Below are 23,489 nucleotides of genomic sequence, written 5' to 3' on the forward strand. Positions count from 1 at the left end.
CTTCGACGGATGAGCGCCCTTGCCTGGATCGCCGTGGGTTCACTGACCGTATGGGTATGGCTGCTGCTGGGCCAGGGGTTCTTCTGGCGGACCGACCAACGGCTGCCCGTGCGCGGGGAACCGGAGCGATGGCCCTCGGTGGCCGTGGTCGTACCCGCGAGGGACGAGGCGGAGGTCCTGCCCATGAGCCTGCCGTCGCTGCTGGCCCAGGACTATCCGGGCGACGCGGAGGTCTTCCTGGTCGACGACTGCAGCGAGGACGGCACGGGCGAGCTGGCCAGGGCGCTGTCCGACCGGTGCGGGGGCCTGGCGCTGACGGTGGTCACTCCCGGTGAGCCGGAGCCGGGATGGACGGGCAAACTCTGGGCTCTGCGGCACGGGATGGCGCTGGCGCGGCGGCGGAAGCCCGAATTCCTGCTCCTGACCGACGCCGACATCGCCCATGAGCCGGACAGCCTGCGCGAACTCGTGGCCGCGGCCGGGGCCGAGGGTGCGGACGGGTTCGACCTGGTCTCGCAGATGGCCCGGCTCCGGGTGACGAGCACCTGGGAGCGGCTGGTCGTGCCCGCCTTCGTCTACTTCTTCGGGCAGCTCTATCCGTTCCGCCGGGTGAACGGGAAGCGGTCACGGACGACGGCGGCGGCCGGCGGCTGTGTGCTGCTGCGGACGGAAGCCGCCGAGCGCGCCCGGATCCCTGAGTCCATCCGCCAGGCGGTGATCGACGACGTCTCGCTGGCGCGTGCGGTCCGCCGCTCGGGCGGCCGCATCTGGCTGGGGCTGGCGGAGCGGGTGGACAGCGTGCGGCCGTATCCGCGCCTCCTCGACCTGTGGCGGATGGTGTCCCGCAGCGCGTACTCCCAACTGCGGCACAGCCCCGTCCTGCTGGCCGGCACGGTCCTCGGTCTCGGCCTCGTCTACGTCGTGCCCCCCGTCACGCTGATCGTCGGACTGCCGGCGGGGGATCCGGTGGCCGCGTCGGCGGGCGGGGCGGCGTGGGCCGTGATGACGGGGACCTACATGCCGATGCTCAGGTACTACCGGCAGTCGTTCTGGCTGGCGCCGCTGCTGCCCTTCACCGCGGTGCTCTACCTCCTGATGACGGTGGATTCCGCCGTGCGGCACCACCGGGGGCTCGGTGCGGCCTGGAAGGGGCGTACGTACGCCCGCCCCGAGGCCGCACCGGAAGCCTGAGCCCGGCCTCCGCCCGAGCGGCCCGGGTCACTTGCGCCCGGGGGTCCAGTTCATGCCCCACCCGTAGGCGGCGTCGATGGTCCGCTGAGGGCTCACCCCGCGCTGGGGGACGAGGTAGCGGGCCTCGCGCTGCACGGTGAGGTCTCCCCCGTTGTTCGTGATCAGCGCGAGCGCGCACACGGTGGACGGCACGGTGCACTCGTCGAGGGAGAAGTCGATCGCCGCACCGTTCTGAGGCTGCAGGGTGACGGTGGCGTGCAGATCGGCGAAGCTCCGGGCGCCTTCGTAGATGGTGACGAAGATGAGCACGCGGCGCAGCCGGTCCTTGTGGTCGAGGTTGACCGTGAGGTTCTCGCCGGTGGACACCGAGCCGGTCCGGTCGTCCCCGTCGAGGTGGATGTACGGCGGCTGCCGCAGGGCGCCGAAGGCGTTTCCCAGCGCCTGCACGACTCCCTTGCTCCCGTCGGTGAGTTCGTACAGCGCGCAGAGATCGAGATCCAGGTCGGCGTGCATGGCGACCGCCCTGCCGAGCTTCGCACCCCACCCCTTGAACTGCTTGCGCACCTCCCAGTTGAGATTGACACGCAACGCTCCGGACGTGCCGCCCTGTTTCGACAGCGACACCGTGGGGGCCTCTTTCGTCAGGGTGACCTTGGTCAGCCTGACGCCCTGCACGGCAGGGGGCGCGGGCGGCGTCGGGGCGGCCTGGGGTGCGACCGGTGCCGTCGGGGGCCGGGGCGCCCTCTGCGGCTGCGGGGGCGGCGGTGCCTGCTGCGGCTCGTCGACCGAGATGCCGAAGTCCGTCGCGAGGCCCGCGAGCCCGGTGTCGTAGCCCTGGCCCACGGCCCTGAACTTCCAGGCGCCCTGGCGCAGGTACAGCTCACCGAGGATGAACGCGGTCTCGACCGTCGCGTCCGCGCTCTCGAACCGCGCGATCTCGGAGCCGTTCGCCGGGTCCACGACCCTCACGAAGAGGCCGGTGACCCGCCCGAAGGTGCCACCGTCCGCCGAGGCCACCACCACGACGCGGTCGATCGTGGGCTCGATCCGCGCGAAGTCGACGGCGAGACCGTCCGTGACGGTGTCACCTGCCGTCCGCTTGCCTTCGTGGCGCACCGCGCCGGAGTTGTGCTCCGGCTGGTTGTAGAAGACGAAGTCCGCGTCGCTGCGCACCTTTCCCGACACCAGGAGGAGCGCCGAGGTATCCACGTCGGGTGTCCCGGGAGAGGTGCGCCAGCCCAGTTCGACCCGCACGGCCTGGGCCGGCACCGCGACATTGGTTCCCTTTTGCATGGTCATGCTCGCCCCCATCACGAGTCCGGCTACCCGGAGAGTCTCCCGCGACCCTAGTCCCCGGTCCGCCGGCGAGCCCACAGTCCCGACGGACCGGTCCCGGCGATCCGCCGGGCGGTGGCCTCGCTCCCCGCCGGCCTGCGGCACCGCCGCCCTACGGGCTCCAGCCAGGTGGCGCCGTCACCGTCGAAGTCCCCGACGACCATGGCGATGTGGGCCATGAGCGTGGTGTCGGCGGCACCGTGCCAGTGCTCCTCTCCGGGCGGGCACTTGACGGTCTGGCCGGCCGAGACGCGTACGAGGTCGCCGTCGCGGGTGCCGACCAGGCCGTCGGCGACCTCACCCTCGCCTACGAGGGCCTGGAAATGGCAGCCGAACCCGGCCTGACGCTCACCGTCCACACCGCCGAACCCGGCTCGCCCTCCGAAGACTCCTTGCGCCTGCTCGCCTCCTGGACCGCCCCCCAGGAAGCCTCCTCACCGATGTGACGCGCCCGCCGAGGCCGAGCGCGCGCCTCCGCGAAGGCGGCCCGCGTCGGAGCAATTCCGAGGACGGGCCGTATACGAGGGCGGGCCGGGCCGTATACACGGTCACCGCATCGGTCACGTCGGCCGGTGATCCGGAAAGACCGGCGGTCACGTCGGCCGGTGATCCGGAAAGACCGGCGGTCACGTCGGCCGGTGATCCGGAAAGATCGGTCACGGCTTTCCCCGCCGTCCTGGAATCGACCCGCCGGGCGCAATGCACGCGTCCCGTACGGGTCTTCTCCGGTGCGTCACCGCGGAATCCGACGCGACTGGCGCGTCCCCACGGAATCCACGCGACTGTCGCCCTTTGTAGCCCCTCCGCCACTTCCTGTGAGCCATTGGGCCGCTCCGCCGGAAAAGCCCCGCCACAGACAGGAGATTCGACAATGTTTCGGCAGGTCAGACAGACAGAAACAGCATAAAAAGGATGAGCCCAAGATTGGGACTCCCCAACCGGCACATCGTGGGCTTAACTTATGTGTCATGACCTCCCCCCGCTCCACCTACGGCAGCGGCTACTACGCCGCGCCGTCGTTCCCCGACACGCCGATCTACGACTCCCTGGTAGCCGAGCGGGGGACCCCTCAGATCGCACCGATCCGGGTCCCTGCCGCCTACGACACAGGGAACAGCTATCTGCCGGCCCTGCCTTCGGCGCTGCCGGCTCTGCCCGCGGCGCCGTCGCAGCACACCGGTTCCTACGGCTACCCGCAGCAGGCGGCGCAGCCGCAGTACCAGAACACCGGGATGCAGCAGGCACCGATGATGCAGCCCGCACAGCTGCAGCACGCGCCGGCGCCGTACATCCCGCAGCAGCCGTCGGCGCCGCGCGGCTACCCGCAGCAGCAGCGGCCCGGCACGGGGTACGAGGCGATGCGCCCCGCGTCGCCTCGCCCGGCGCCCGCTCCCGCCCAGTCGCCGTACGAGGACCCCTACGACCGTCCGTACCAGGGACGGGGATACTGACCGACTCTCCTGCGCACTGTCAGTGACGGCTGGCAGGATGAAGACATGTTCTCTCCTGCACTCGGTGCCGTGCACATCCACCCGGTCAAGTCGCTCGCCTCCCGCGCGGCGGACCAGGCCGTCGTCGAGCCATGGGGACTCCGCGGCGACCGTCGCTGGATGCTGCTCGACCACGAGGACAGGGTGGTGACCCAGCGTCAGCAGCCCCGCATGGCGAGGCTCTCCGCCGAGCCGCTGCCCGGTGGCGGAGTGTCGCTGTCGGCGCCGGGAAGTCCTTCACTGGCCGTGGAGGTGCCCGATCCCGTCCACACCGTCACGGCCCAGCTCCACCGGAGCAAGGTCGAGGTGGTGGCGGCTCCCGGGGAGGCGCACACCTGGTTCAGCGAGCGTCTCGGTGCGGAGGTCCGGCTCGTCCATCTCGACGCGCCGTCGCACCGCAGACCCGTGGATCCGGAGTACGGCCTCCCGGGCGAGACCGTGTCCCTCGCCGACGGCTTCCCGCTGCTGCTCACCACGCGTGCCTCGCTGGACGCGCTCAACTCGCTGGTGGCCGACGGGGACCACCCGGAGGAAGGGCCGCTGCCGATGGACCGGTTCCGGCCGAACGTGGTCGTGGAAGGCACGGCACCCTGGGCGGAGGACGACTGGAAGCGGATCACGATCGGGGAGGTCGTGTTCCGCGTGGTGAAGCCGTGCGGCCGGTGCGTCATCACGACCACCGACCAGCGGACGGCCGAGCGGGGCAGGGAGCCGCTGCACACGCTGGCCCGGCACCGCCGCCGGGGAAAGCATCTCCTTTTCGGCCAGAACATGATTCCGGAGGGCACGGGCGTGATCCGCGTGGGGGACCCGGTACGGATCATCGGCTGACCGCACGAGGATTCTCCGCTTCCTGAGGGAGAATTCCAGAGAACACCGAGGGGCATGGGGGGCGTTGACGGCGTGAGGTTGCTCTCTCTTCGCCGTCGGCGGACGTTTTCGACGCCCTGTCCGGTTATCACGGACGGGTAAGGGGGTGCATGACAGTGCGAGCGGTTCTGGAAATCCGGCGGTGGCGGCGCAATCCGGTGTGCCGGCCCACCGACCTTCACGAGGCATGGGTGGCACTGGCCGCGCTGCTGCTGATGGTGCTGGCGGCACCGGCGCTCGGATGGCAGGTCGGCTCGCTCACGGACGACGCGCTCCAGCAGACGGTGCGGGCCCAGCACGAGCAACGCCATCTCGCCGCGGCCGTCGTGGTCCGCGCGTCCTCGGGCACGTCCCGCTTCGCCCAGGACCCCGAGGCGGCCGTCACCGAGGGCTCCATGCGCACGTCGGTGATGGCCGACTGGCGCGCCCCGGACGGAACGGCACGTACCGGCACCGTGTCGACGGCGTCCACGCTGACCGCGCCCGGCACCCGGATCCGGATCTGGACGGACGATCGCGGCAACCCGGTGATGCGCCCCATGGACACGTCCACGGCTCACACCCACGCGGTGCTGGCGGGCATCGGCGCCGGGCTGGTCGCGGGGGCACTGGCGGAAATCGCCCGCAGAGGAGTCGTATGGCGCATGATGCAACGGCGGTACGCCCGGCTCGACCGCGCGTGGGCCGAAGTCGGCCCCGACTGGGGCAGAACGGGTACGGGCAGCTGAGCCCGGGGACGCAGATCTCCTGGTGTGCGGCTGAGGTGGGCCTCCAGCGGCGGCCGACCGTCAACTCGCGCCCTTCACGCGCGCTACGGTGGACCGGCCCGCCCGACTCCTCGGCAGGCGGGACGACGGGCTGCCGGTGAACCGGCGGGTCAGGCGGACAGGCACGAGGCAGCGCACACGGCACGAGGTGGGGGCTCAGCAGCACCATGGCACAGGGCACGGTCCAGGTGACGCACACCGGCACATCGCGATGGCGGCGCCGAACAGGCGAATACGCTTCCCTCACCGCCGCCCTGGAGGCCGCAGCGGACGGTGACGTCCTCACCATCGCCCCCGGCACCTACCGGGAGAATCTCGTGGTCCACCGCGCGGTGACGCTGCGCGGGCCCGAGGGATCCGCGGGCTCCGTCCGGATCGCCCCGGCCGACGGAGTCCCCCTGACCGTCCGCGCCTCCGCGGTCCTCCAGGACCTCCACGTGGAGGGCCAGGACTCCGCGGCTCCCGCGCTGCTCGTCGAGGAGGGCGCTCCCGAGCTGTCGGATCTGCGGATCGTGACCAGGTCGGCCGCCGGGATCGAAGTACGGGGCGCGGCCAGGCCGACCGTGCGCCGCTGCACCGTCGACAATCCGGCGGGCGTGGGCATCGCCGTACTCGACGGTTCCGGGGGCGTGTTCGAGGAGTGCGAGATCGTCTCGGCCGGCCAGTCGGGCGTCTCCGTGCGGGACGGCGCGCATCCGCGGCTCGAACGCTGCCGCGTGCACCACGCGTCGGGCGCCGGACTGGGCGTCACCGGGGAGGGCAGCGCCCTGGAGGCGGTGGGCTGCGAGGTGTACGAGATCAAGGGCAGCGGGGTGCAGGTCACGTCCCGCGGGACCGCGCACCTGACGGACTGCACCGTGCACCGCACCTCCTCCGACGGAGTCACACTGGACACCGACGCCGTCGTGACCCTCGCCGACTGCGACATCCACGACATCCCGGAGAACGCGGTCGATCTGCGTTCCCGTTCCGTACTCACCCTGACCCGCTCCACCGTCCGCAGATTCGGCCGCAACGGCCTCTCGGTCTGGGACCCGGGCACCCGGGTCGACGCCAACCAGTGCGAGATCCACGACAGCACGGGCGACTACCCGGCGGTCTGGGTCAGTGACGGTGCCACGGTGATACTCGACGCCTGCCGTGTCCACGACGTTCCGGACGCCCTCTTCGTCCTCGACCGGGGTTCGCGCGCGGACGTCGTGGACAGCGACCTGTCACAGATCCGCAACACGGCCGTCTCGGTGAGCGACGGAGCCACGGCCCAGCTCGACGACTGCCGGATCCGTGAGGCGTCCACCGGAGCGTGGTTCCGCGACCACGGCAGCGGCGGCACGCTGAACAACTGCACCATCGACGCGGCGCAGACCGGGGTCATCGTGACCAAGGGGGCCGACCCGACCATCGAGAGGTGCACGGTCACCTCCCCCGCGGAGGCCGGCTTCTACGTCTCGGCCGAGGGCCGCGGCACCTTCGACAGCTGCCGGGTCACAGGGAGCGAGGGCTACGGCTTCCACGTGATGGACGGCTGCCGCTCCACCCTGACGCGCTGCCGTACCGAGCGGTGCGCACGCGGCGGCTACGAATTCGCCGAGGGCTCCGGCGACGGGCACACGGCCGGCCCGGTGGCACGAGACTGCACCAGCGACGAGAGCGCCCTGCGCGGCGCCACTCCCCCGGCACCCGCGGTTCTGACGGCGACGCAGGCCACCCCCGGTCTGCTCGGCACGATGCCCGGACAGCGGACCGCCGCGCCCGTCGTCCCGCCGGACCCCACGCCCCCCGCCGAACCGGCGCGCGAGTCGGACGCCGTCCTGGGCGAGCTCGACGCCCTGGTGGGCCTGGACAGCGTCAAGCGCGAGGTGCGGGCACTGACCGACATGATCGAGGTGGGACGTCGCCGGCGGCTGGCCGGTCTGAAGGCCGCGTCGGTGCGCCGGCACCTCGTCTTCACCGGCTCGCCCGGCACGGGCAAGACAACGGTGGCCCGTCTGTACGGCGAGATCCTGGCCTCGCTCGGCGTCCTGGAGCACGGTCACCTCGTGGAGGTCTCCCGCGTCGACCTGGTCGGCGAGCACATCGGGTCCACGGCCATCCGTACCCAGGAGGCGTTCGACCGGGCTCGCGGCGGAGTCCTGTTCGTCGACGAGGCGTACGCGCTGTCACCGGAGGACTCGGGCCGCGACTTCGGCCGGGAGGCGATCGACACGCTGGTGAAGCTGATGGAGGACCACCGCGACGCCGTGGTGGTGATCGTCGCCGGGTACACCCACGAGATGGAGCGGTTCCTCACGGTCAACCCCGGTGTGGCGTCGCGGTTCTCACGGACCATCACCTTCAGCGACTACGAGCCCGAGGAACTGCTGCGGATCGTCGAGCAGCAGACCGAGGAGCACGAGTACAGCCTGGCGGAGGGAGCGGCGGAAGCACTGGTCAAGTACTTCACGGTGCTCCCCAAGGGCCCTGCCTTCGGTAACGGCAGGACGGCCCGTCAGACCTTCGAGTCGATGGTGGAGCGGCACGCGGGCCGGGTCGCCCAGCTCGCCGACCCGAGCACGGACGACCTGACCATGCTCTATCCCGAGGACCTTCCCGCGCTCCCCTGAGCGGTGCCGTCCTGACCCCTGCCGCCGCGGGCGCCCGCCTGCTGGGGCACGACGGGCCCGAGGCGTTCCAGAAGGGCGGCACGCTCCACGGCGAAGACCGGGTCGGCCTGGTAGTCGGAGTGCCCCAGGACCGGTTCGGGGAGCGGGTGTTCCGCGGTGCGTCCGTAGACCAGCGGGTCCTTCAGCGGGCCCCGGTCCACTTCATGGCCCTGCCCCTCGTCGATACGGACCGGGCCGCCGATCGGGTCCGTCTCACGCCAGAGGTTCCGCCAGCAGTGCACGGAGCGGTGCAGCCCCTCCAGGGGGACCCGCCCGAAGTAGGCGGGGAACCAGCGCCCGTAGAGTCGCTCGATCGGAGAGCCGTACGTCAGCAGTGCGACGCGGCGCCGGGCGGAGTCGGGGAGCTGCCAGACCGCCGCGGCGGCGAGCACGCTGCCCTGGGAGTGGCCCGAGATGACGAGCCTGCCACGCGTCAGCCCCGTCCAGGCGCACATCCGGGACGAGAGGTCCGGAACGGCTCGCTCCGCGTAACAGGGCGGCGCGAAGGGATGGGCGGCGCGCGGCCAGAACGTACCCACGTCCCAGAGGATGCCGATGGTCCGGCGGGCGGAGACGTCACGGTACGCGCGCCGGCCCCAGGTGACGAACAGTATGGCGCCGAATCCGGTCAGCCAGGAACCGGTCGACTGGGCCGTCTCCGCGAGCGACTCGACGAACGGGCCGGTTCCGTCCATCGCGAGGCCGGGGACCTCGCCGGTCAGCCAGGAACCGGTCACCGCTCCCGTGCCGAGCAGCAGGGTGGCCGCCGCAAGCAGTCCGAGGATCCCGGGAGCGGAGTCGGTGAGCGCGGCGGTGGCCCTGGTACGGGCGATCTGCCGGGTGCGGCCGGGCTCGGGCTGCCGCTCCTCGTACTCCGCCTCGATCGCGGGTCCCGCCCGGCGGGCGCGGCGCAGGGTGCGGACCGCCAGCCAGACGACCGGCAGCAGCAGGAGCAGGAGCAGGACCGGGATGACGGAGGCCTGCCAGCTGAGGAGCACGGGCGGTCCCGGTATGTCGGCACCCGCGCCCATGCCCGGCGTCCCGGGGCCGTCGAGCCAGTCGGCGACGCGCTGGGCGACGCCGCCGGTCATCACCCCGCCGAGGGCGCAGGCGAGCATGGCCACGACGGGCCCTCCGAGGCCGTGGAGGGTGGTGCGCGGCTCGGGGGCACGCCGGTACAGCGTCAGGGCCACCACGGCGAGGACGACGACGAGGAGCCCCTGTCCCAGGGCGAGTGCGCGGAAGACGGCCTCTCCGGGCAGGGTGCCGGAGGACACCCAGCCCGGACGCGACCAGGCGGCGTACGCCACCGCGCAGAGCAGCAGGCCGAGAGCGGCGCCGGGCAGGAACGTGGTGACGGCTCGGTCGACCCGGTTGTCGAGGCGTCGCTCGCTGCGCCCCCGGTGGCAGACGACCGCGACGACGGCGAGACCGCACAGGACGAGGCCGGCCTCGAACAGGACGCCGGTCACCGCGGGCACGGGACCGTCCGCCGTCCGGTCGTACCGGGCGGCGGTCGAGCCGACCGCGGCCGCGACGGTGAGGAAGCCGGCCGCGGTGTGCGCGGCGCGCAGCCGGGCCACCAGCCGCCGGCCGTACCAGAACCCCGGCCTGCCGAGGGCGGGACGGACCAGGGTGGTGCCGGATGCCGCGGCGACGTCCGCGTCCTCGTCCGCTTCGGTGTCCGCGTCCGTGCCGTCCTGTTCGTCCATGGTCAGGGGACGCTGCGACTCGTAGGCACTCCAGGTGCGGTTGGACAGGTACCAGAGCAGTCCGACCAGGGCTGCGGGCACGAGCGCGGCGACGGCGAGGCGGCGTCCGGGCTGGGCGAACCACCCGTCCTGGTGGGTGGACAGGAAGCCGAGCCAGGAGCGCTGCGCGGAGCACTCGGGAGTTCCCGCGCACTGCCAGGCCACCAGGTCGAGCGCGACCTCGCAGGCCGCGGCGGTCAGCAGCACGGTGAGGGTGAGGGCGACGAGCCGCACCAGCACGCCGTACAGGCGTACGGCCCGGGTGCGCCCCTGCGCGGTGGGCCGCATCCAGTGGGCGAGGTTGACCACCATGAAGGGGAGCAGCAGCAGCCACAGGGCCCGGGATCCGTTGCCCGAGGTCAGGTTGGACCAGCAGTAGGCCTCGGCGACAGGGCCGTCCCGGTGCCGCTCGGGGTGCTGCTCGGCTCCGACGTCCTCGGTGCGCCGGTGGACGGCGGCCGTGGCGTCGCCGGTGATCCTGGTCGTACGCGGATCGCCGAGCATCTCCTGCGGGGTGGTTCCGCCGACGCCGTGGACGAGCAGTTCCAGCGCGGCGCCGCTGCTCGGCGCGGCCTCGGCCTGGGCCTGGGCCTGGGAGGCAGGGGGCAAGGTCGGTGACTCGCTCTCTGGTCCGTCCGGCTCTCGGCCGGTGGGAGGGGGATGGGATCGGAGCTGATGCGCAGTCACCACCATCGCGGACGAGGGGCGCCCGCCGCACCGGCTCTCACGGAATCTCCCCAGTGGGACGGCCTGCGGGCGTGCGTGGGAGGATGAGGAAGTCCCGCAGGACCGCTGCCGGACCGTGCGGACAGAGGGAAGGGCCGGGGCCCGGCGTTGAGCGAGAACCAGAACCTGCTCGCGGAGCAGCGGCGTGCGCTCATTCTCGACGATGTGCGCAAGCGCGGCGGGGTCAGAGTCAACGAGCTGACCCGCAAGCTGAGTGTCTCCGACATGACCATCCGCCGGGACCTGGACGCCCTGGCACGTCAGGGCGTCATCGAGAAGGTGCACGGCGGAGCCGTGCCCGTCGTCGAGGCGAGCACCCACGAACCCGGCTTCGAGGCCAAGTCGACCCTGGAGCTCAGCGCCAAGGAGGACATCGCGCGCACGGCGGCCGCGATGGTCGTTCCCGGCAGCGCCATCGCGCTCTCCGGCGGCACGACCACCTTCGCGCTGGCACGGCACCTCCTCGACGTACCCGGGCTGACGGTCGTGACGAACTCGGGCCGTGTCGCCGACGTGTTCCACGGGGCGCAGCGTCCGGCGCCGTCGGGCGGCGCGCGGGCCGGGGCGGCGACGGTGGTGCTGACCGGTGGTGTCCGTACGCCGTCGGACTCGCTCGTAGGTCCGGTCGCGGACCGGGCGATCGCCTCGCTCCACTTCGACGTCCTGTTCCTCGGCGTGCACGGCATCTCGGCCGAGGCGGGTCTCTCCACGCCCAATCTCGCGGAGGCCGAGACCAACCGCCGTCTCGTCCGCGCGGCCCGCCGGGTGGTGGTGGTCGCCGATCACACCAAGTGGGGCACGGTGGGGCTCAGTTCCTTCGCCACGCTCGACGAGGTGGACACCTTCGTGACGGACGCCGGGCTGCCGGACGGCGCCCGGCAGGAGATAGAGGAGCATCTGCCCGGCCTGGTGGTGGCGGGCGGGGCGTCGGACGAGTAGCCCGCGGGGGCCCGCCGCGTGTTCCGCTCGCCGGGCCCGTGGGTGCCGCACGTCCTAGGATCGGTCTGTGGCCGTATTCCGTATCGAGCGCTTCACTCCCCTCCCCGCTGCCGAGGCGTGGCGGCGGGTGACCGACTGGGAGCGGCACGGCGGGGCGGTTCCGTTCACCTCGGTCACCGTCCGGACGGGCCCGCCCACCCGGGCCGGGACGGTCTTCGTGGCCCGGACGGCTGTGGGCCCGCTGGGTTTCGACGATCCGATGGAAGTGGTGCGGTGGACCCCGCCCGCCGCCGGCCGGGCGGGTGTGTGCCGGTTGGAGAAGCGGGGTCCGGTGGTACGCGGCCGGGCGTCGATCGACATCCGGCCGACGGATTCGGGCTCGCATGTCGTCTGGGTCGAGGAGCTGCGGGTACGGCTGCTGCCCCGCTTGTTCGATCCCCTGCTGGCGTCCGCCGGGCGACGGCTCTTCTCCCGCGAACTCGGCGTTCTGCTGGAGGACTGAGGGCCGCGGAGCGCGCGTGCCGGCGAGGTGTTCACCCAGAAGGGGCGGCATCCAGGCCGGTGGGGTATTCCGGACTCATGGGTTTCCGGCAATGGCAGGAAGAGCTGCGGGACGGCATCCGGCCGAGCAGAGCACTTCTCGCGGTGCCGTTCGCGCTGATCGCCGTGGTGACCGTGATCGACATCAATGTGCCGCCCGACGTGCATCTCGGGCCCTTCCTCGTGGCGGCTCCGGCGCTCACGGCGTCGTTCGCCGGTCCGCGCCTGACCGCCTTCGTCGGCGTGGTCGCGGTCCTGGCCCAGGCTGCCGTGGCGCTGACCCGCTCCAGCATCACCGACCTCAATCACATGTACCAGATCGTCGCCCTGTTCCTGCTCTCCGCGATCGTCACCTTCTTCGCCCACCTGCGGGAACGCAACGCGGCCGAGACGGTTCGGCTGCGGACGGTGGCCGAGGCCGCTCAGCGCAGCGTCCTGCGCCCCCTGCCCGTACGCAGCGGCCCCTTGCGTCTCGCCTCGCTCTACCTGGCGGCGGAGGAGGGCGCACAGCTCGGCGGCGATCTGTACGCGGCGGCGCGGACGGCGGTGGGCACCCGCGTGATCATCGGCGATGTGCGCGGCAAGGGCCTGGACGCCATCAGCGGTGCCGCCGGGGTTCTGGGGGCCTTCCGCGCCCTGGCCCGCCAGGAGGAGCGTCTGCCGGGGCTGGTGACGCGGCTGGACGGGAGCGTGACAGCCCACCGGATCGACTCGCTGAACGAGAGCGACGGCCGGCCCGACGACCCCGGGATCGCCGAGGCCTTCGTCACCGCCGCCGTCCTGGACCTGCCGGACGTGGCTCCGGAGCTCAGGCTGGTCAGCTGCGGGCATCCGCCGCCCCTGCTGCTGCGGGCGGACCGGGTGCACGCGCTCGACGCCACGGAACCCGGCCCGCCCCTGGGGGTGGGGCCCCTGTCGGAGGTCCCGCCCACGGAGGACGTGTTCGCCTTCCGGGCCGGTGACATGCTGCTGCTGTACACCGACGGGGTCACCGAGGCGCGGGACCGCGCGGGACGGTTCTACCCGCTGGCCGAGCGGGCGGCATCATGGACCGGCCTGGGACCCGAGCGGCTGCTGGAGGAGGCGTGCGCCGATCTCCTGCGGCACGCGGGGGGCCGCCTGGGCGACGACGCGGCCATCGTCGCGGTGGAGAGGCTCCAGGACCCGGCCTGATCCGGTCCCGTCGGGGACGGGACGGGGCGACGGGACGGGACGGGACGCGGGGACGGGACGCGCCCCTGGTGGGGCCGGCGCGTGGGCCGCTCAGGCGGGCCAGGTCCCGGTGGCCAGGAAGTGGTCGATCGTCTCGGTGTACGGCCTGATGTCCAGGCCCTGCTCCCGCAGCCAGTCGTCCGAGTAGTACTTGTCGAGGTAGCGGTCACCCGGGTCGCAGAACAGCGTGACGACGCTTCCGGTGGTTCCCCTCCCCACCATCTCCGAAACGATCTTGAAGGCGCTCCACAGCCCGGTGCCGGTCGAGCCGCCCGCCTTGCGGCCGATGGCACGCTCCAGCACCCGGGCTGCCGCGACGCTGGCCGCGTCGGGCACCTTCATCATCCGGTCGACGGCTCCGGGCACGAAGCTCGGCTCCATCCGGGGTCTGCCGATCCCCTCGATCCGAGAGCCGCATTCACTGACGGCGAGCGGATCGTGCCGGGTCCACCCGTCGAAGAAACAGGAGTTCTCCGGGTCGGGCACGCAGATCCTCGTGTCGTGCTGCATGTAGCGGACGTATCGCCCGATGGTCGCGGACGTGCCACCGGTGCCGGCGGTGGCGACGATCCAGGCGGGCTCCGGATACCGCTCCAGCCTCAGCTGCTGGTAGATGGACTCGGCGATGTTGTTGTTGCCCCGCCAGTCGGTGGCACGCTCGGCGTAGGTGAACTGGTCCATGTAGTGTCCGCCGGTCTCGGCCGCGAGGGCGGCGGACTCCTCGTACAGCCGGCGGGAGTCGTCGACGAAGTGGCACTGTCCACCGTGGAATTCGATCAGGCGGCACTTCTCGAGACTGGTGGTCCGGGGCATCACCGCGACGAACGGCACACCGATCAGTTTCGCGAAGTACGCCTCGGAGACGGCCGTCGACCCGCTGGACGCCTCGATGACCGGCTTGCCGCGCCTGATCCAGCCGTTGCAGAGTCCGTAGAGGAAGAGCGAACGGGCCAGCCGGTGCTTGAGGCTGCCGGTGGGGTGCGTCGACTCGTCCTTGAGATAGAGATCGATGCCCCAGTGCTCCGGCAGGGGGAAGCGCAGGAGATGGGTGTCCGCCGAACGGTTGGCGTCCGCCTGGACCTTGCGCACCGCTTCTTTGAGCCAGTCCCGGTAGTCCGGGTCACTGCGGTCGATGTCCACGGTCTCCATGACACCACCGCCGGGTGTGTGCTCACTGGTGTCCATCAGCGGTCTCCTTCGGTGGTGACGGCGTTGCTCCGTGGGATCCACGATATTCCCCCCACCTGCACAAACATTTACTTTGATGCCCCATGGCCTCTCCTTGCCCCCAGGAGTCACGGTCTCCCGGCCCCGCGCGGGGCCGGGACGGATTCGGTCGTCATGCGCCCTGGTGCAGGAACGCGTTCTGCGGGCAGACTTGCAGAAGCCGGTACAAGGGGGGCGAAGTCGCCATGGCCGAGACAGAATTCAGTGCTGCGGATTTCGGTGCGCCGGACTTCGGCGCGGTGGAGTTCAGAGCGAGCGACGTCAGGATCCAGCGGTGGGCCAGGTCACTGACCAGAGCCGGCCAAGTGATCGTGAAGGACGGCCGGATCGCACTGCTCACGAGCAACGGGCGGGAGATCGCCAGCGCCCCGGTGACGGCGGTGAGAGCCGGGCGGCCGTGGTTCCCGGCCGCCGACTCCGCGGTCACCCGTATCAACGGGGTGCGGTACCGGCTGACCATGGGGCAGCGCGACCGCCGGCCCGGCGGAGCCGCACCGGTCCGCAGATTCCTGGAGGCGCTGCGGGCCGCCGCGGGGCGGCGTGCCTGACACTGCGGTCCTGCGCGGACACCGCGAGTTGCGGAGCCCAACCCCCTGAGTCACGCTGGTCACACGTCACTGATGGTGCACCGGCGGTGACAGCGGAAGCCGCCCCCGCCGGGAGCCACGCAGGGCGGACCACGCATGACCAGAAACAGCAGTCAGCCATCTGCTGGATCCGTTCCTTCGTCTTCTTCCGGACCTATTTCGGGGAGTCGCAGCCGTGATCAGCGAGCCAAGCAGGCACTGCGCGGTGGAGCTCCAGGCCCTGCCGTCGCGGATCGGTCAGGTCCGCAGAATCATCTCGGCGCAACTGCGCTACTGGCATCTCGATCCTCTGATCGACCATGCAGCGCTCGGCGTCACCGAACTGCTGACCAACGTCCACCGGCATGCACAGCCGGACAAATCGTGCACCGTCGAGGTCGAGCTGCTGCTCGACCGGCTGACGGTCTCCGTCCACGACCACGACCCCCGGCTGCCGACCGTGTGCGATGCCGATTCGTCCGCCACCTCCGGGCGCGGACTGGCGATGATCGCCGCGGTCAGCGAGAGCTGGGGCGTACGACCGAGCGATGACGCGGGGAAGATCATCTGGTTCACCCTGCCCGCACCATCCTTCACCACCGCTCTGCCCCCTCTCCCGGTGTACGGGTCGACGACCGACGGCCCGTTCGGTTCGGACGTCGCCGGGCTCATGGAGCCGACAGCGGCACGGACACGGGCCCGGTCGGCCGTCGTCGGCTGACGGGAACCGCGTACACAGCACACCGGGGAGCGCGTCGATCCGTTGGCGATCGACGCGCTCCGCGCTGCCCGGGGCCCACGTGACCTCCTCGGTCATGGCAGGCCGTCCTCGCCGTGACGGCCGCAGGGCTCGTGCAGGACGGAGACCGCGCCAGTACTCGTCCTCGTCGATCCCGCCCGCGGCGACCGTGGGCCCGGAGGCCGGGCGGCGATTCTCCGCCGGAGGGGATCCCGGGTGTGGCGTACCTCTTGCGGCGGCCACGTCCACGGCTGGTGCGGTCGGCCGGCGAGGGGCTCCTGCGGGAGACACCCGTCACCGATCCGGCGAGGTCCCGCGCTCCGGCCACGGGCCGGAGCGGTGCGCGCCCGGCCGGTCAGGCCAGGGCGGCCAGCGGGTCGTCGAGCACGGGCTGCCAGGCCAGTTCGGCCGCGCCCACCAGGCTGTTGTGGTCCAGCGTGCAGGCGAGGATCGGCACGCTCCCGCTGCGGCCCCACAGACTGCGGTCGGCCACCACGGCCCGCAGCCGTTCGGGGTCGGCCTCCAGGAGATCGCGGTGCAGTCCGCCCAGGATGATCCGGTCCGGGTTGAGGATGTTGACCAGCCCGGCGAGACCCAGACCGAGCCGGTCGATCAACTCCTCGGCGGCGGCCCGCACCTGGGGGTCGCCGCTCTCCGTGCGCAGCAGGTCACCGGACTGCTTGAGCAGAGACTCCTCGGGGCCGGGCTCCCTGCGTGCCGCGGTGAGGAAGGCGAGGGGGTCCGTCTCGACGTCGAGGCAGCCCCGTCCGCCGCAGTGGCAGGGGCGGCCCTCGGGGTTCACCGTGAGGTGTCCCACCTCCAGGGCGAGCCCCGAACTCCCGCTGTGCAGACGGCCGTCCAGGACCAGGGCGCCACCCACCCCCCGGTGGCCGGTCGCGACACAGAGCAGGTGCTGGGCACCGCGTCCCGCGCCGTGCCGGTGCTCGGCGAGGGCGGCGAGGTTGACGTCATTGCCGGTGAAGGCGGGGCCGGTGATCCCGGCAGCGCGTACGCAGGCGGAGAAGATCTCGCGGACGGGAGCACCGGCGGGCCAGGCGATGTGCAGCGGATTGAGAGCCGTCCCGTCGGGCTCGGCCACGGCGGAGGGCACGGCGAGCCCCGCACCGACGCAGCGCAGCCCGCTCTCGCGCAGCAGCAGGGCCCCGGCCTCGACCACCTCGCCGAGGACCTGGGCGGGATCGGCCATGACGGCGACGCAGCCGGGCGCGGTGGCGACGGTCCTGCCCCCGAGCCCGACGAGCGCGGCACGGAAACCGTCGGAGTGCACCTGGGCGGCGAGGACCACGGGTCCGCCGTCCCGCACGGACAGCCGGTGCGAGGGCCGGCCCTGCGAACCGGCGGCGGATCCGGGGCTGGAGTCGACCTTGATGAGCCCGAGCGCCTCGAGTTCCGCGGCCACCGCGCCGGCGGTGGCACGGGTGACGCCGAGTTCGGAGGTCAGCACGGCGCGGGTGGGAGCGCGCCCTGTGTGCACGAGCTCCAGGGCGGGCCCGAGCGCGCTGCGGCCCCTCTCCAACTTCGTCCGCGTGGTGGTCAACTTGCCGTTCATGGGGGCGAGTCTCCCATGATCCGGAGCCCTTGCCGACGCTTCGGCATCCCGCCCCCGTCCACCGGACAGCCACTGCGGCAGCCGCCTTGCGCGGGCCGTCGGAGCCACCCTATGCTCATTTTGTGCCGCAAGTAAACAAACTGCGGACGACCCTGTCGGGGGATTTCGGCGGAGACACCGCCTCACCCTCGTCGGCTCGCCTCCGTACCGCGCTGACCATGTTCTTCGCCCTCGACGGGTTCCTCTTCGCCGGCTGGGTGGTCCGTATCCCGGCCATCAAGCACCAGACCGGAGCCACCCCTTCCACCCTCGGTCTCGCCCTGCTCGGTGTTTCCGCGGGGGCGGTGATCACCATGATGCTCACCGGCAGGCTCTGCAGGCGCTACGGCAGCCACGCGGTCACCGTGGCCTGCGGAGTCCTGCTTTCGCTGAGCATCGCTCTGCCCGCACAGACGAGTTCGGCTCCCGCTCTCGGCCTCGTACTTCTGCTCTTCGGCGCCGCGTACGGCGGCATGAACGTGGCGATGAACAGCGCGGCCGTCGATCTGGTCGCCGCGATGCGCCGCCCGGTGATGCCGAGCTTCCACGCCGCCTTCAGCTTCGGCGGTATGACCGGCGCGGGACTCGGAGGACTGGTGGCGGGCAGCCTCTCGCCCGCGACCCACCTCCTGGCCCTCACGGGGGCCGGCCTCCTCGTCACCGCGGTCACCGGCCCCGTACTCCTGCGCGCCGGACGGACGGCCGAGGAGCACCGGGCGGGGGACGCTCCTGCGCGGCAGGACGCGGGCGCCATGGAGCGGCCCGCGAGGATGACCGTCCAGGTCCGCCGGATCGTGATCCTGTTCGGCGTCATCGCCCTGTGCACGGCGTACGGGGAGGGCGCGCTGGCCGAGTGGGGCGCACTGCACCTGAGCCAGGACCTGGGCGCCAGGCCCGGTCTCGCCGCCGCCGGGTACTCCGTGTTCGCGCTGACGATGGCCATCGGCAGGCTCAGCGGCACCGCTCTCCTGGAGCGGTTCGGGCAGACCCGCACGCTGGTGACGGGCGGGGCGACGGCCGCGGCGGGGATGCTGCTCGGCGCGCTGGCTCCGACCGTGTGGCTCGCCCTGGCCGGCTTCGCCGTGGCCGGGCTCGGCCTGGCCAACATATTTCCCGTCGCGGTCGGCCGGGCAGGAGCGCTCGCCGGGCCGAGCGGGGTGGCGGCCGCGTCGACCCTCGGCTACGGCGGGATGCTCCTGGGGCCGCCGGTGATCGGCTTCCTGGCCGACTGGTTCTCCCTCCCCGTGGCCCTCACCACGGTGACACTGCTCGCCGCCACGGCGGCGGTCCTGGGGCACGCCGCCCGCAGAGCGGCGAACACCTGACCGATTGAGTAGTCGTACTCATGCACGCCCCGCTCCCCCGGCGCACGATGGAGGCAACAGCCGTCAACGGGGAGCGGGACATGAACCAACAGGTGATCAACATGCGGCAGCTGCACGCACTGGCACGACTGACCTTCGGCAACACGGCTTCGCGGATCTATCTCGGCCTCGTCCTGGCGGTTTCCGTGTTCGTCGCGGTGGACACGGTGTTCGTGTCCCACGAGGACGCCTCGTTCGCCGGTGTCTGGGTGTTCTTCCTCGCCGCGCCGACCGTGTTCCTCTTCCTCCTCGGCGGCTCGATGGCCGGTGCCGACGCGGGCGGGCCCGCCTGGTTCGTCTATCTCGCACTGGTCGTGTCGGTGCTCGCGCAGGCCTGCGCGCTGGGCTGGTTCGCCCGGCTCCTCCGGGGCCCCCGCCGCAGCCACCCGGCACACCCTCAGGGCGCCTGATCCAGCTCTGGCACAATCACCGGCGTGGAGACCCTGGAACATCTGAACGCCCTTGCCACAGAAGGCGAATCGCTGGCCGCGGCCGCCCGTGGGGCAGGGCTGTCGGCCCTCGTCCCGACCTGCCCCGGATGGCAAGTGCGCGACCTCCTCCGGCACACGTGCATGGTGCACCGCTGGGCGACCGCGTTCATCGTCGAGGGGCACCGGACCTACCACCCGGACGGCGGGGAGCCGGCCCTGGACGGTGAAGCGCTCCTGGGCCACTTCACCGATGGCCACCGACTACTGGTCGACGCACTCCGGGCCGCACCCGCCGGCCTGGAGTGCTGGACCTTCCTTCCCGGCGCGTCGCCCCTGGCCTTCTGGACACGCCGCCAGGCACACGAGACCAGGATCCACCGGGTGGACGCCGAGTCGGCGCGGGGCGGCCCCCTGACACCCGTGCCGCCGCCGCACGCGGTGGACGGCATCGACGAACTGCTGGCCGGCTTCCACGCCCGCGCCAAGAGCAGGGTGCGCACGGCACTCCCGCGCACCCTGCGTATAAGGGCCGTGGACACCGACGCGGTGTGGACCGTGCGGCTGTCGGCCGAGCCGCCGCTCACCGTACGCGGAACCGCCGCCCCGGACGCGGCCGCCGACTGCACCCTGAGCGGCACGGCCGAGGATCTCTTCCTGGTGCTCTGGAACCGCCTGCCGCTCTCGTCCGTCGAACTCTCCGGAGACCGCGACGTCGCCGAGCTGTGGGCGAGGAACTCCTCGGTCGTCTGACAGTGAGTGGGGGCCAGGCCTACCCGGGAACGGCGCGGAGACGCCATTGCCGCGGGCCACGGCTCCTGTGAGACTGGGCCCATGCCACGGCGCACGCAGGCGGAGCGGGACGCGATGACCGTCGAGACCGGCTACGCGCTCGTGACCGGAGCTCTGGTGGGGGCGGCCGCCTTCGCCGGGGTCTGCCTCCCGGCCCTGTTGCTCGACCTTCCGGCCCCTGCGGAGCGCCTGCTGTTCCGGGCGGGCACCGTACTCGGCGCGCTGGTGTTCGCCGTCCGGGTGGTCCATGTGCTGTGGCGCCTCCCCCGCCGCGCGGAGGAACGGCCGCTCTCCGGTCAGCCCGGCCGGCCGGGGCGTACCGGTTCCGATTCGTAGCGGGCACGACGAGTTGCTCTCCGGCCACCCGTCGAGGTAGCGGTGTCTGGTGTCGGCCGGCGACGTGAGGAGCCGGCCTTCACGGACCTGCCATTCGCTCGTTCCATCGGCTTCGTGGCTGACGAGGAACAGTCCTTGGACGAGGTCTCCGTCCTCGTCGGAAGCGGGGATCCGTGCGACCTCCTTGACCTGATCGATGAACCGGTCCAGGGCCGACTTTCGGATGTCAGCCAGCCTGTCGGCGCTACGGCGCCGGGCTCGTCCGGCGCGTCGGCCTCCCGACGCGCCGTGCCTTCCGACGCGGCCGGATCGCGGAGGCGGGCCGACCCGCCTCCAGCCAGGTGTCCTGGCGGGCGCGCTGCCCGGTGGCCGACCGGTCGGCGCGCGCCCGTCAGGCCCCCGTTGCGCCGGGCCGGGCCGGCGTGCGGCCGTCCAGCAGGCCCACCGAGCGCCCGAGTTCGTGCACCGCGTGCCGGAAGAGCTGTTCACGAGCCTCGACGACACGGTTGAACTGACCGAAGAGCTCGAAGGAGATCAGCCCGAAGAGCTGGGCCCACGCGGAGACCAGAGAGGCCACCACGGCCGGCGGGAGGTCGGGGGCCAGATCCGCGGCCATGCGTGCGGCCTCGGGGCGCAGCTCGGCAGCCAGCGGGGGGACGGCGAGGCCGTCGGCGCGGTGGGCATCCCGGACCAGGGCGATGAGGACCTGGCCCACACGGGACGCGGGGCCGACGGTGTCCTGCGGGGCGGTGTAGCCGGGGACGGGCGAACCGTAGATCAGCGCGTACTCGTGGGGATGGGCGAGTGCCCACCCCCGAACGGCGCAGGTGACCGCCGTCCAGCGGGCCGTGTGGGCGGTTGCCGCCGGGTCGTCCGACTTCCCCCGCGCCGCCTCCGCGACGTCGCCCACCGCGTCGTACGCGTCGACGATGAGGGCCGTCAGGAGGTCGTCGCGGCTCGGGAAGTAGCGGTAGAGCGCGGAGGACACCATGCCGAGCTCGCGGGCGACGGCGCGCAGGGAGAGCTTCGCGGCACCTTCGGCCGCGAGCTGTTTCCTGGCCTCGTCCTTGATCGCCGCGGTGACTTCGATGCGGGCGCGTTCCCTGGCTCCTCGAATGGTGCTCATGACTCCACTCTGCCACGAAATCGGAGCACCGGACAAAAACGAGAGCACCGCTCTTGCTTCAGGGCACCTTTCTCGTGCACACTGATCTCAAGCGAGAGCACCGCTCTCCTAATGGAGCAGGAGTCACAACATGTCGCAGCAGCCCTACTACCTGCAGACCAACGCCTTCGCCCAGCGGATGAACAGCGTCATCGGATGGCTCGCACGCCACGGCGTCAGCATCCTCGGCTCGGCCGAGATGTCGGTGCCGGGCCGCAAGAGCGGCCGGATGCAGCGCATCCCGGTCAACCCCCACCGCCACGAGGGCGCCCAGTACCTGGTCTCCGCCCGCGGCCACTCCCAGTGGGTGCGCAACATGCGTGCGGCCGGGGGCGGCGAGCTCAAGGTGGGCCGGAGAACCCGCACGTTCACCGCCGTGGAGATCGCGGACGACCAGCAGAAGGCGCGGGTCCTCCGCGCCTACCTGAAGCGGTGGGGCTGGGAGGTCAACCAGTACTTCCAGGGCGTCACCGTGAAGTCCACCGACGCCGAACTCCTCGCCGCCTGCCCCGATCACCCCGTCTTCCGGATCACGGTCGAGAACTGACCCCGTCCGCTCCCCGGCGGTCCATGACATGCAGCGCCCGCTGCGCCAGCGGATGCGAGCGGACCAGCTCGGCGAGCGAGGTCGTCCCCCGGGTGATCCCCGCGAAGGCGTTCCAGGCGGGGCGGAAGCCGGTCAGCACCGCGTGCAGGAGGCCCGGGCGGCGTTCGAACAGCTTGAGCATGCGGCGGCCGACACTCATCTCCACACCCAGCCCGGCCTTGATCGCGAACGCGTAGTTGAGAGCCTGCCGCCGGGCGTCGACCGCGTCGTGCGACTCCGCGATCCGCACAGCCCATTCGCCCGCGAGCCGCCCGGACCGCAGGGCGAAGGAGATGCCCTCCCTGGTCCACGGCTCCAGCAGGCCCGCCGCGTCGCCGCAGACCACCACCCGTCCGCGGGAGAGCGGTGAGTCGTCGCTGCGGCACCGGGTCAGATGACCGGAGGAGACCGTCGGCTCGAAGCCGGCGAGACCGAGCCGGCCGACGAAGTCCTCCAGATACCGCTTCGTCCCCGCTCCGTCACCACGCGCCGAGATCACCCCGACGGTGAGCGTGTCGCCCTTGGGGAAGACCCAGCCGTAACTCCCGGGCATGGGACCCCAGTCGATGAGCACCCGGCCCGCCCAGTCCTCGGCGACCGTCTCCGGGACCGGGATCTCCGCCTCGAGCCCGAGGTCCACCTGGTCGAGCTTCACGCCGACATGAGCTCCTATGCGGCCGGCGCTGCCGTCCGCACCGACCACGGCCCGGGCGAGCACCGTCTCACCGCCGGCGAGCACCACGGCGACCGTGCGCCGGTCGGGGACGGCGGGGCCGTGCTGCTCCACCCGCGTCACCGCCGCACCCGTCCGGAGCTCGGCGCCCGCCTTCTGGGCCTCCTCCACCAGTCCGGCGTCGAACTCCGGCCGGTTGATCAGCCCGAAGAGCATGCGCCGGGACTTGCGGGTGCGGGACAGCTTCCCGTTGAGCGAGAAGGTGACCGCGTGGATCCGGTCCTTCAGGGGGAGTTCGAATCCGGGCGGCAGGGAGTCCCGCGAGAAGCCGATGATTCCTCCGCCGCACGTCTTGTACCGGGGGATCTCCGCCTTCTCCAGCAACAGCACCCGACGGCCCGCCACGGCCGCGGCGTACGCCGCGGAGGCTCCGGCCGGGCCTGCGCCGACCACGACGACGTCCCAGACCGAGGACTCCTGCGGTTCCGACGACGACTCATCCGGCTCACGTCCGGCGTCTGCGTTCTCGCTGCTCACGATG

General features: G+C 72.0%; 21 protein-coding genes and 2 pseudogenes. 16 read left to right on the forward strand and 7 right to left on the reverse strand.

The window, feature by feature from the left end; translation table 11 throughout:
• Positions 1–9: 9 nt before the first annotated feature.
• Positions 10–1,191, forward strand: a complete 1,182-nt coding sequence (locus ACIRJR_RS15925) for a glycosyltransferase (protein ID WP_403779916.1) — start codon at positions 10–12, stop codon at positions 1,189–1,191.
• 27 nt (positions 1,192–1,218) lie between these two features.
• Here ACIRJR_RS15925 and ACIRJR_RS15930 read toward each other — a convergent pair whose 3' ends face one another.
• Positions 1,219–2,502 carry a TerD family protein gene (locus ACIRJR_RS15930; RefSeq protein ID WP_403779919.1) on the reverse strand — a complete coding sequence of 428 codons (1,284 nt, stop codon included), beginning with the start codon at positions 2,500–2,502 and terminating at the stop codon, positions 1,219–1,221.
• A gap of 35 nt (positions 2,503–2,537) precedes the next feature.
• Positions 2,538–2,816: pseudogene (locus ACIRJR_RS15935) on the reverse strand (hypothetical protein); the annotation flags it as partial.
• Between ACIRJR_RS15935 and ACIRJR_RS15940 the strand changes: the two are divergent.
• The 5 genes and pseudogenes from ACIRJR_RS15940 to ACIRJR_RS15960 form a co-directional block, all read left to right on the forward strand.
• Positions 2,811–2,972, forward strand: a pseudogene (locus ACIRJR_RS15940) (transcriptional regulator); the annotation flags it as partial. The pseudogenes ACIRJR_RS15935 and ACIRJR_RS15940 overlap by 6 nt on opposite strands.
• Before the next feature lie 522 nt (positions 2,973–3,494).
• Positions 3,495–3,977, forward strand: coding sequence for a DUF6643 family protein (locus ACIRJR_RS15945; RefSeq protein WP_403779922.1), 483 nt, complete (start codon positions 3,495–3,497; stop codon positions 3,975–3,977).
• 45 nt (positions 3,978–4,022) lie between these two features.
• Complete coding sequence (locus ACIRJR_RS15950) at positions 4,023–4,847, forward strand: MOSC domain-containing protein (RefSeq protein ID WP_403779925.1); 825 nt, start codon at positions 4,023–4,025, stop codon at positions 4,845–4,847.
• A gap of 149 nt (positions 4,848–4,996) precedes the next feature.
• Positions 4,997–5,614 (forward strand): hypothetical protein, encoded by a 618-nt coding sequence (locus ACIRJR_RS15955; RefSeq protein ID WP_403779928.1) that lies wholly within the window; start codon positions 4,997–4,999, stop codon positions 5,612–5,614.
• A 206-nt stretch (positions 5,615–5,820) separates the two neighbouring features.
• Positions 5,821–8,256 (forward strand): right-handed parallel beta-helix repeat-containing protein, encoded by a 2,436-nt coding sequence (locus ACIRJR_RS15960; RefSeq protein WP_403779931.1) that lies wholly within the window; start codon positions 5,821–5,823, stop codon positions 8,254–8,256.
• Here ACIRJR_RS15960 and ACIRJR_RS15965 read toward each other — a convergent pair.
• Positions 8,226–10,739: a hypothetical protein gene (locus ACIRJR_RS15965; RefSeq protein WP_403779934.1), complete on the reverse strand. Its 2,514-nt coding sequence runs from the start codon at positions 10,737–10,739 to the stop codon at positions 8,226–8,228. The genes ACIRJR_RS15960 and ACIRJR_RS15965 overlap by 31 nt on opposite strands.
• Before the next feature lie 141 nt (positions 10,740–10,880).
• Between ACIRJR_RS15965 and ACIRJR_RS15970 the strand changes: the two genes are divergently transcribed.
• The 3 genes from ACIRJR_RS15970 (at position 10,881) to ACIRJR_RS15980 (ending at position 13,424) form a co-directional block, all read left to right on the forward strand.
• Positions 10,881–11,711 (forward strand): DeoR/GlpR family DNA-binding transcription regulator, encoded by an 831-nt coding sequence (locus ACIRJR_RS15970; protein ID WP_403779937.1) that lies wholly within the window; start codon positions 10,881–10,883, stop codon positions 11,709–11,711.
• 67 nt (positions 11,712–11,778) lie between these two features.
• Positions 11,779–12,213 carry an SRPBCC family protein gene (locus ACIRJR_RS15975; protein WP_403779940.1) on the forward strand — a complete coding sequence of 145 codons (435 nt, stop codon included), beginning with the start codon at positions 11,779–11,781 and terminating at the stop codon, positions 12,211–12,213.
• A gap of 77 nt (positions 12,214–12,290) precedes the next feature.
• Positions 12,291–13,424 carry a PP2C family protein-serine/threonine phosphatase gene (locus ACIRJR_RS15980; protein ID WP_403779943.1) on the forward strand — a complete coding sequence of 378 codons (1,134 nt, stop codon included), beginning with the start codon at positions 12,291–12,293 and terminating at the stop codon, positions 13,422–13,424.
• A gap of 90 nt (positions 13,425–13,514) precedes the next feature.
• Here ACIRJR_RS15980 and ACIRJR_RS15985 read toward each other — a convergent pair whose 3' ends face one another.
• Positions 13,515–14,648, reverse strand: coding sequence for a PLP-dependent cysteine synthase family protein (locus ACIRJR_RS15985; protein WP_403779946.1), 1,134 nt, complete (start codon positions 14,646–14,648; stop codon positions 13,515–13,517).
• 227 nt (positions 14,649–14,875) lie between these two features.
• On the opposite strand from ACIRJR_RS15985, the gene ACIRJR_RS15990 reads away from it, so the two are divergent.
• Entirely contained in the window at positions 14,876–15,238 is a 363-nt protein-coding gene (locus ACIRJR_RS15990) for a hypothetical protein (protein ID WP_403779949.1), read from the forward strand.
• Between the two features lie 214 nt (positions 15,239–15,452).
• Positions 15,453–15,977: an ATP-binding protein gene (locus ACIRJR_RS15995; protein ID WP_403779951.1), complete on the forward strand. Its 525-nt coding sequence runs from the start codon at positions 15,453–15,455 to the stop codon at positions 15,975–15,977.
• Positions 15,978–16,350: 373 nt separating this feature from the next.
• On the opposite strand, the gene ACIRJR_RS16000 is transcribed toward ACIRJR_RS15995, so the two are convergent.
• Positions 16,351–17,565: an ROK family protein gene (locus ACIRJR_RS16000; protein WP_403779954.1), complete on the reverse strand. Its 1,215-nt coding sequence runs from the start codon at positions 17,563–17,565 to the stop codon at positions 16,351–16,353.
• A gap of 122 nt (positions 17,566–17,687) precedes the next feature.
• Between ACIRJR_RS16000 and ACIRJR_RS16005 the strand changes: the two genes are divergently transcribed.
• From ACIRJR_RS16005 to ACIRJR_RS16020, 4 genes are all read left to right on the forward strand, one after another.
• Entirely contained in the window at positions 17,688–18,929 is a 1,242-nt protein-coding gene (locus ACIRJR_RS16005) for an MFS transporter (protein ID WP_403779957.1), read from the forward strand.
• An 80-nt stretch (positions 18,930–19,009) separates the two neighbouring features.
• The gene (locus ACIRJR_RS16010) at positions 19,010–19,378 is read left to right on the forward strand and encodes an SCO4225 family membrane protein (protein WP_403779960.1); all 369 of its coding nucleotides are present in this window, start codon (positions 19,010–19,012) and stop codon (positions 19,376–19,378) included.
• A gap of 24 nt (positions 19,379–19,402) precedes the next feature.
• Positions 19,403–20,149 carry a maleylpyruvate isomerase family mycothiol-dependent enzyme gene (locus tag ACIRJR_RS16015; RefSeq protein ID WP_403779963.1) on the forward strand — a complete coding sequence of 249 codons (747 nt, stop codon included), beginning with the start codon at positions 19,403–19,405 and terminating at the stop codon, positions 20,147–20,149.
• Between the two features lie 81 nt (positions 20,150–20,230).
• A complete protein-coding gene (locus ACIRJR_RS16020; protein WP_403779966.1) occupies positions 20,231–20,524 on the forward strand; it encodes a DUF6332 family protein in 294 nt (97 codons plus the stop codon).
• A 391-nt stretch (positions 20,525–20,915) separates the two neighbouring features.
• Here the strand turns inward: ACIRJR_RS16020 and ACIRJR_RS16025 are convergent, their stop codons facing one another.
• Positions 20,916–21,650, reverse strand: a complete 735-nt coding sequence (locus ACIRJR_RS16025; protein WP_403779969.1) for a TetR/AcrR family transcriptional regulator — start codon at positions 21,648–21,650, stop codon at positions 20,916–20,918.
• A 130-nt stretch (positions 21,651–21,780) separates the two neighbouring features.
• On the opposite strand from ACIRJR_RS16025, the gene ACIRJR_RS16030 reads away from it, so the two are divergent.
• The gene (locus ACIRJR_RS16030) at positions 21,781–22,236 is read left to right on the forward strand and encodes a nitroreductase family deazaflavin-dependent oxidoreductase (RefSeq protein ID WP_403779972.1); all 456 of its coding nucleotides are present in this window, start codon (positions 21,781–21,783) and stop codon (positions 22,234–22,236) included.
• Here ACIRJR_RS16030 and ACIRJR_RS16035 read toward each other — a convergent pair.
• Positions 22,220–23,485, reverse strand: coding sequence for a geranylgeranyl reductase family protein (locus ACIRJR_RS16035; protein ID WP_403779975.1), 1,266 nt, complete (start codon positions 23,483–23,485; stop codon positions 22,220–22,222). The genes ACIRJR_RS16030 and ACIRJR_RS16035 overlap by 17 nt on opposite strands.
• Positions 23,486–23,489: the final 4 nt, after the last annotated feature.

It is taken from the genome of Streptomyces sp. NPDC102402, from assembly GCF_044765765.1.
Taxonomy (GTDB): domain Bacteria; phylum Actinomycetota; class Actinomycetes; order Streptomycetales; family Streptomycetaceae; genus Streptomyces.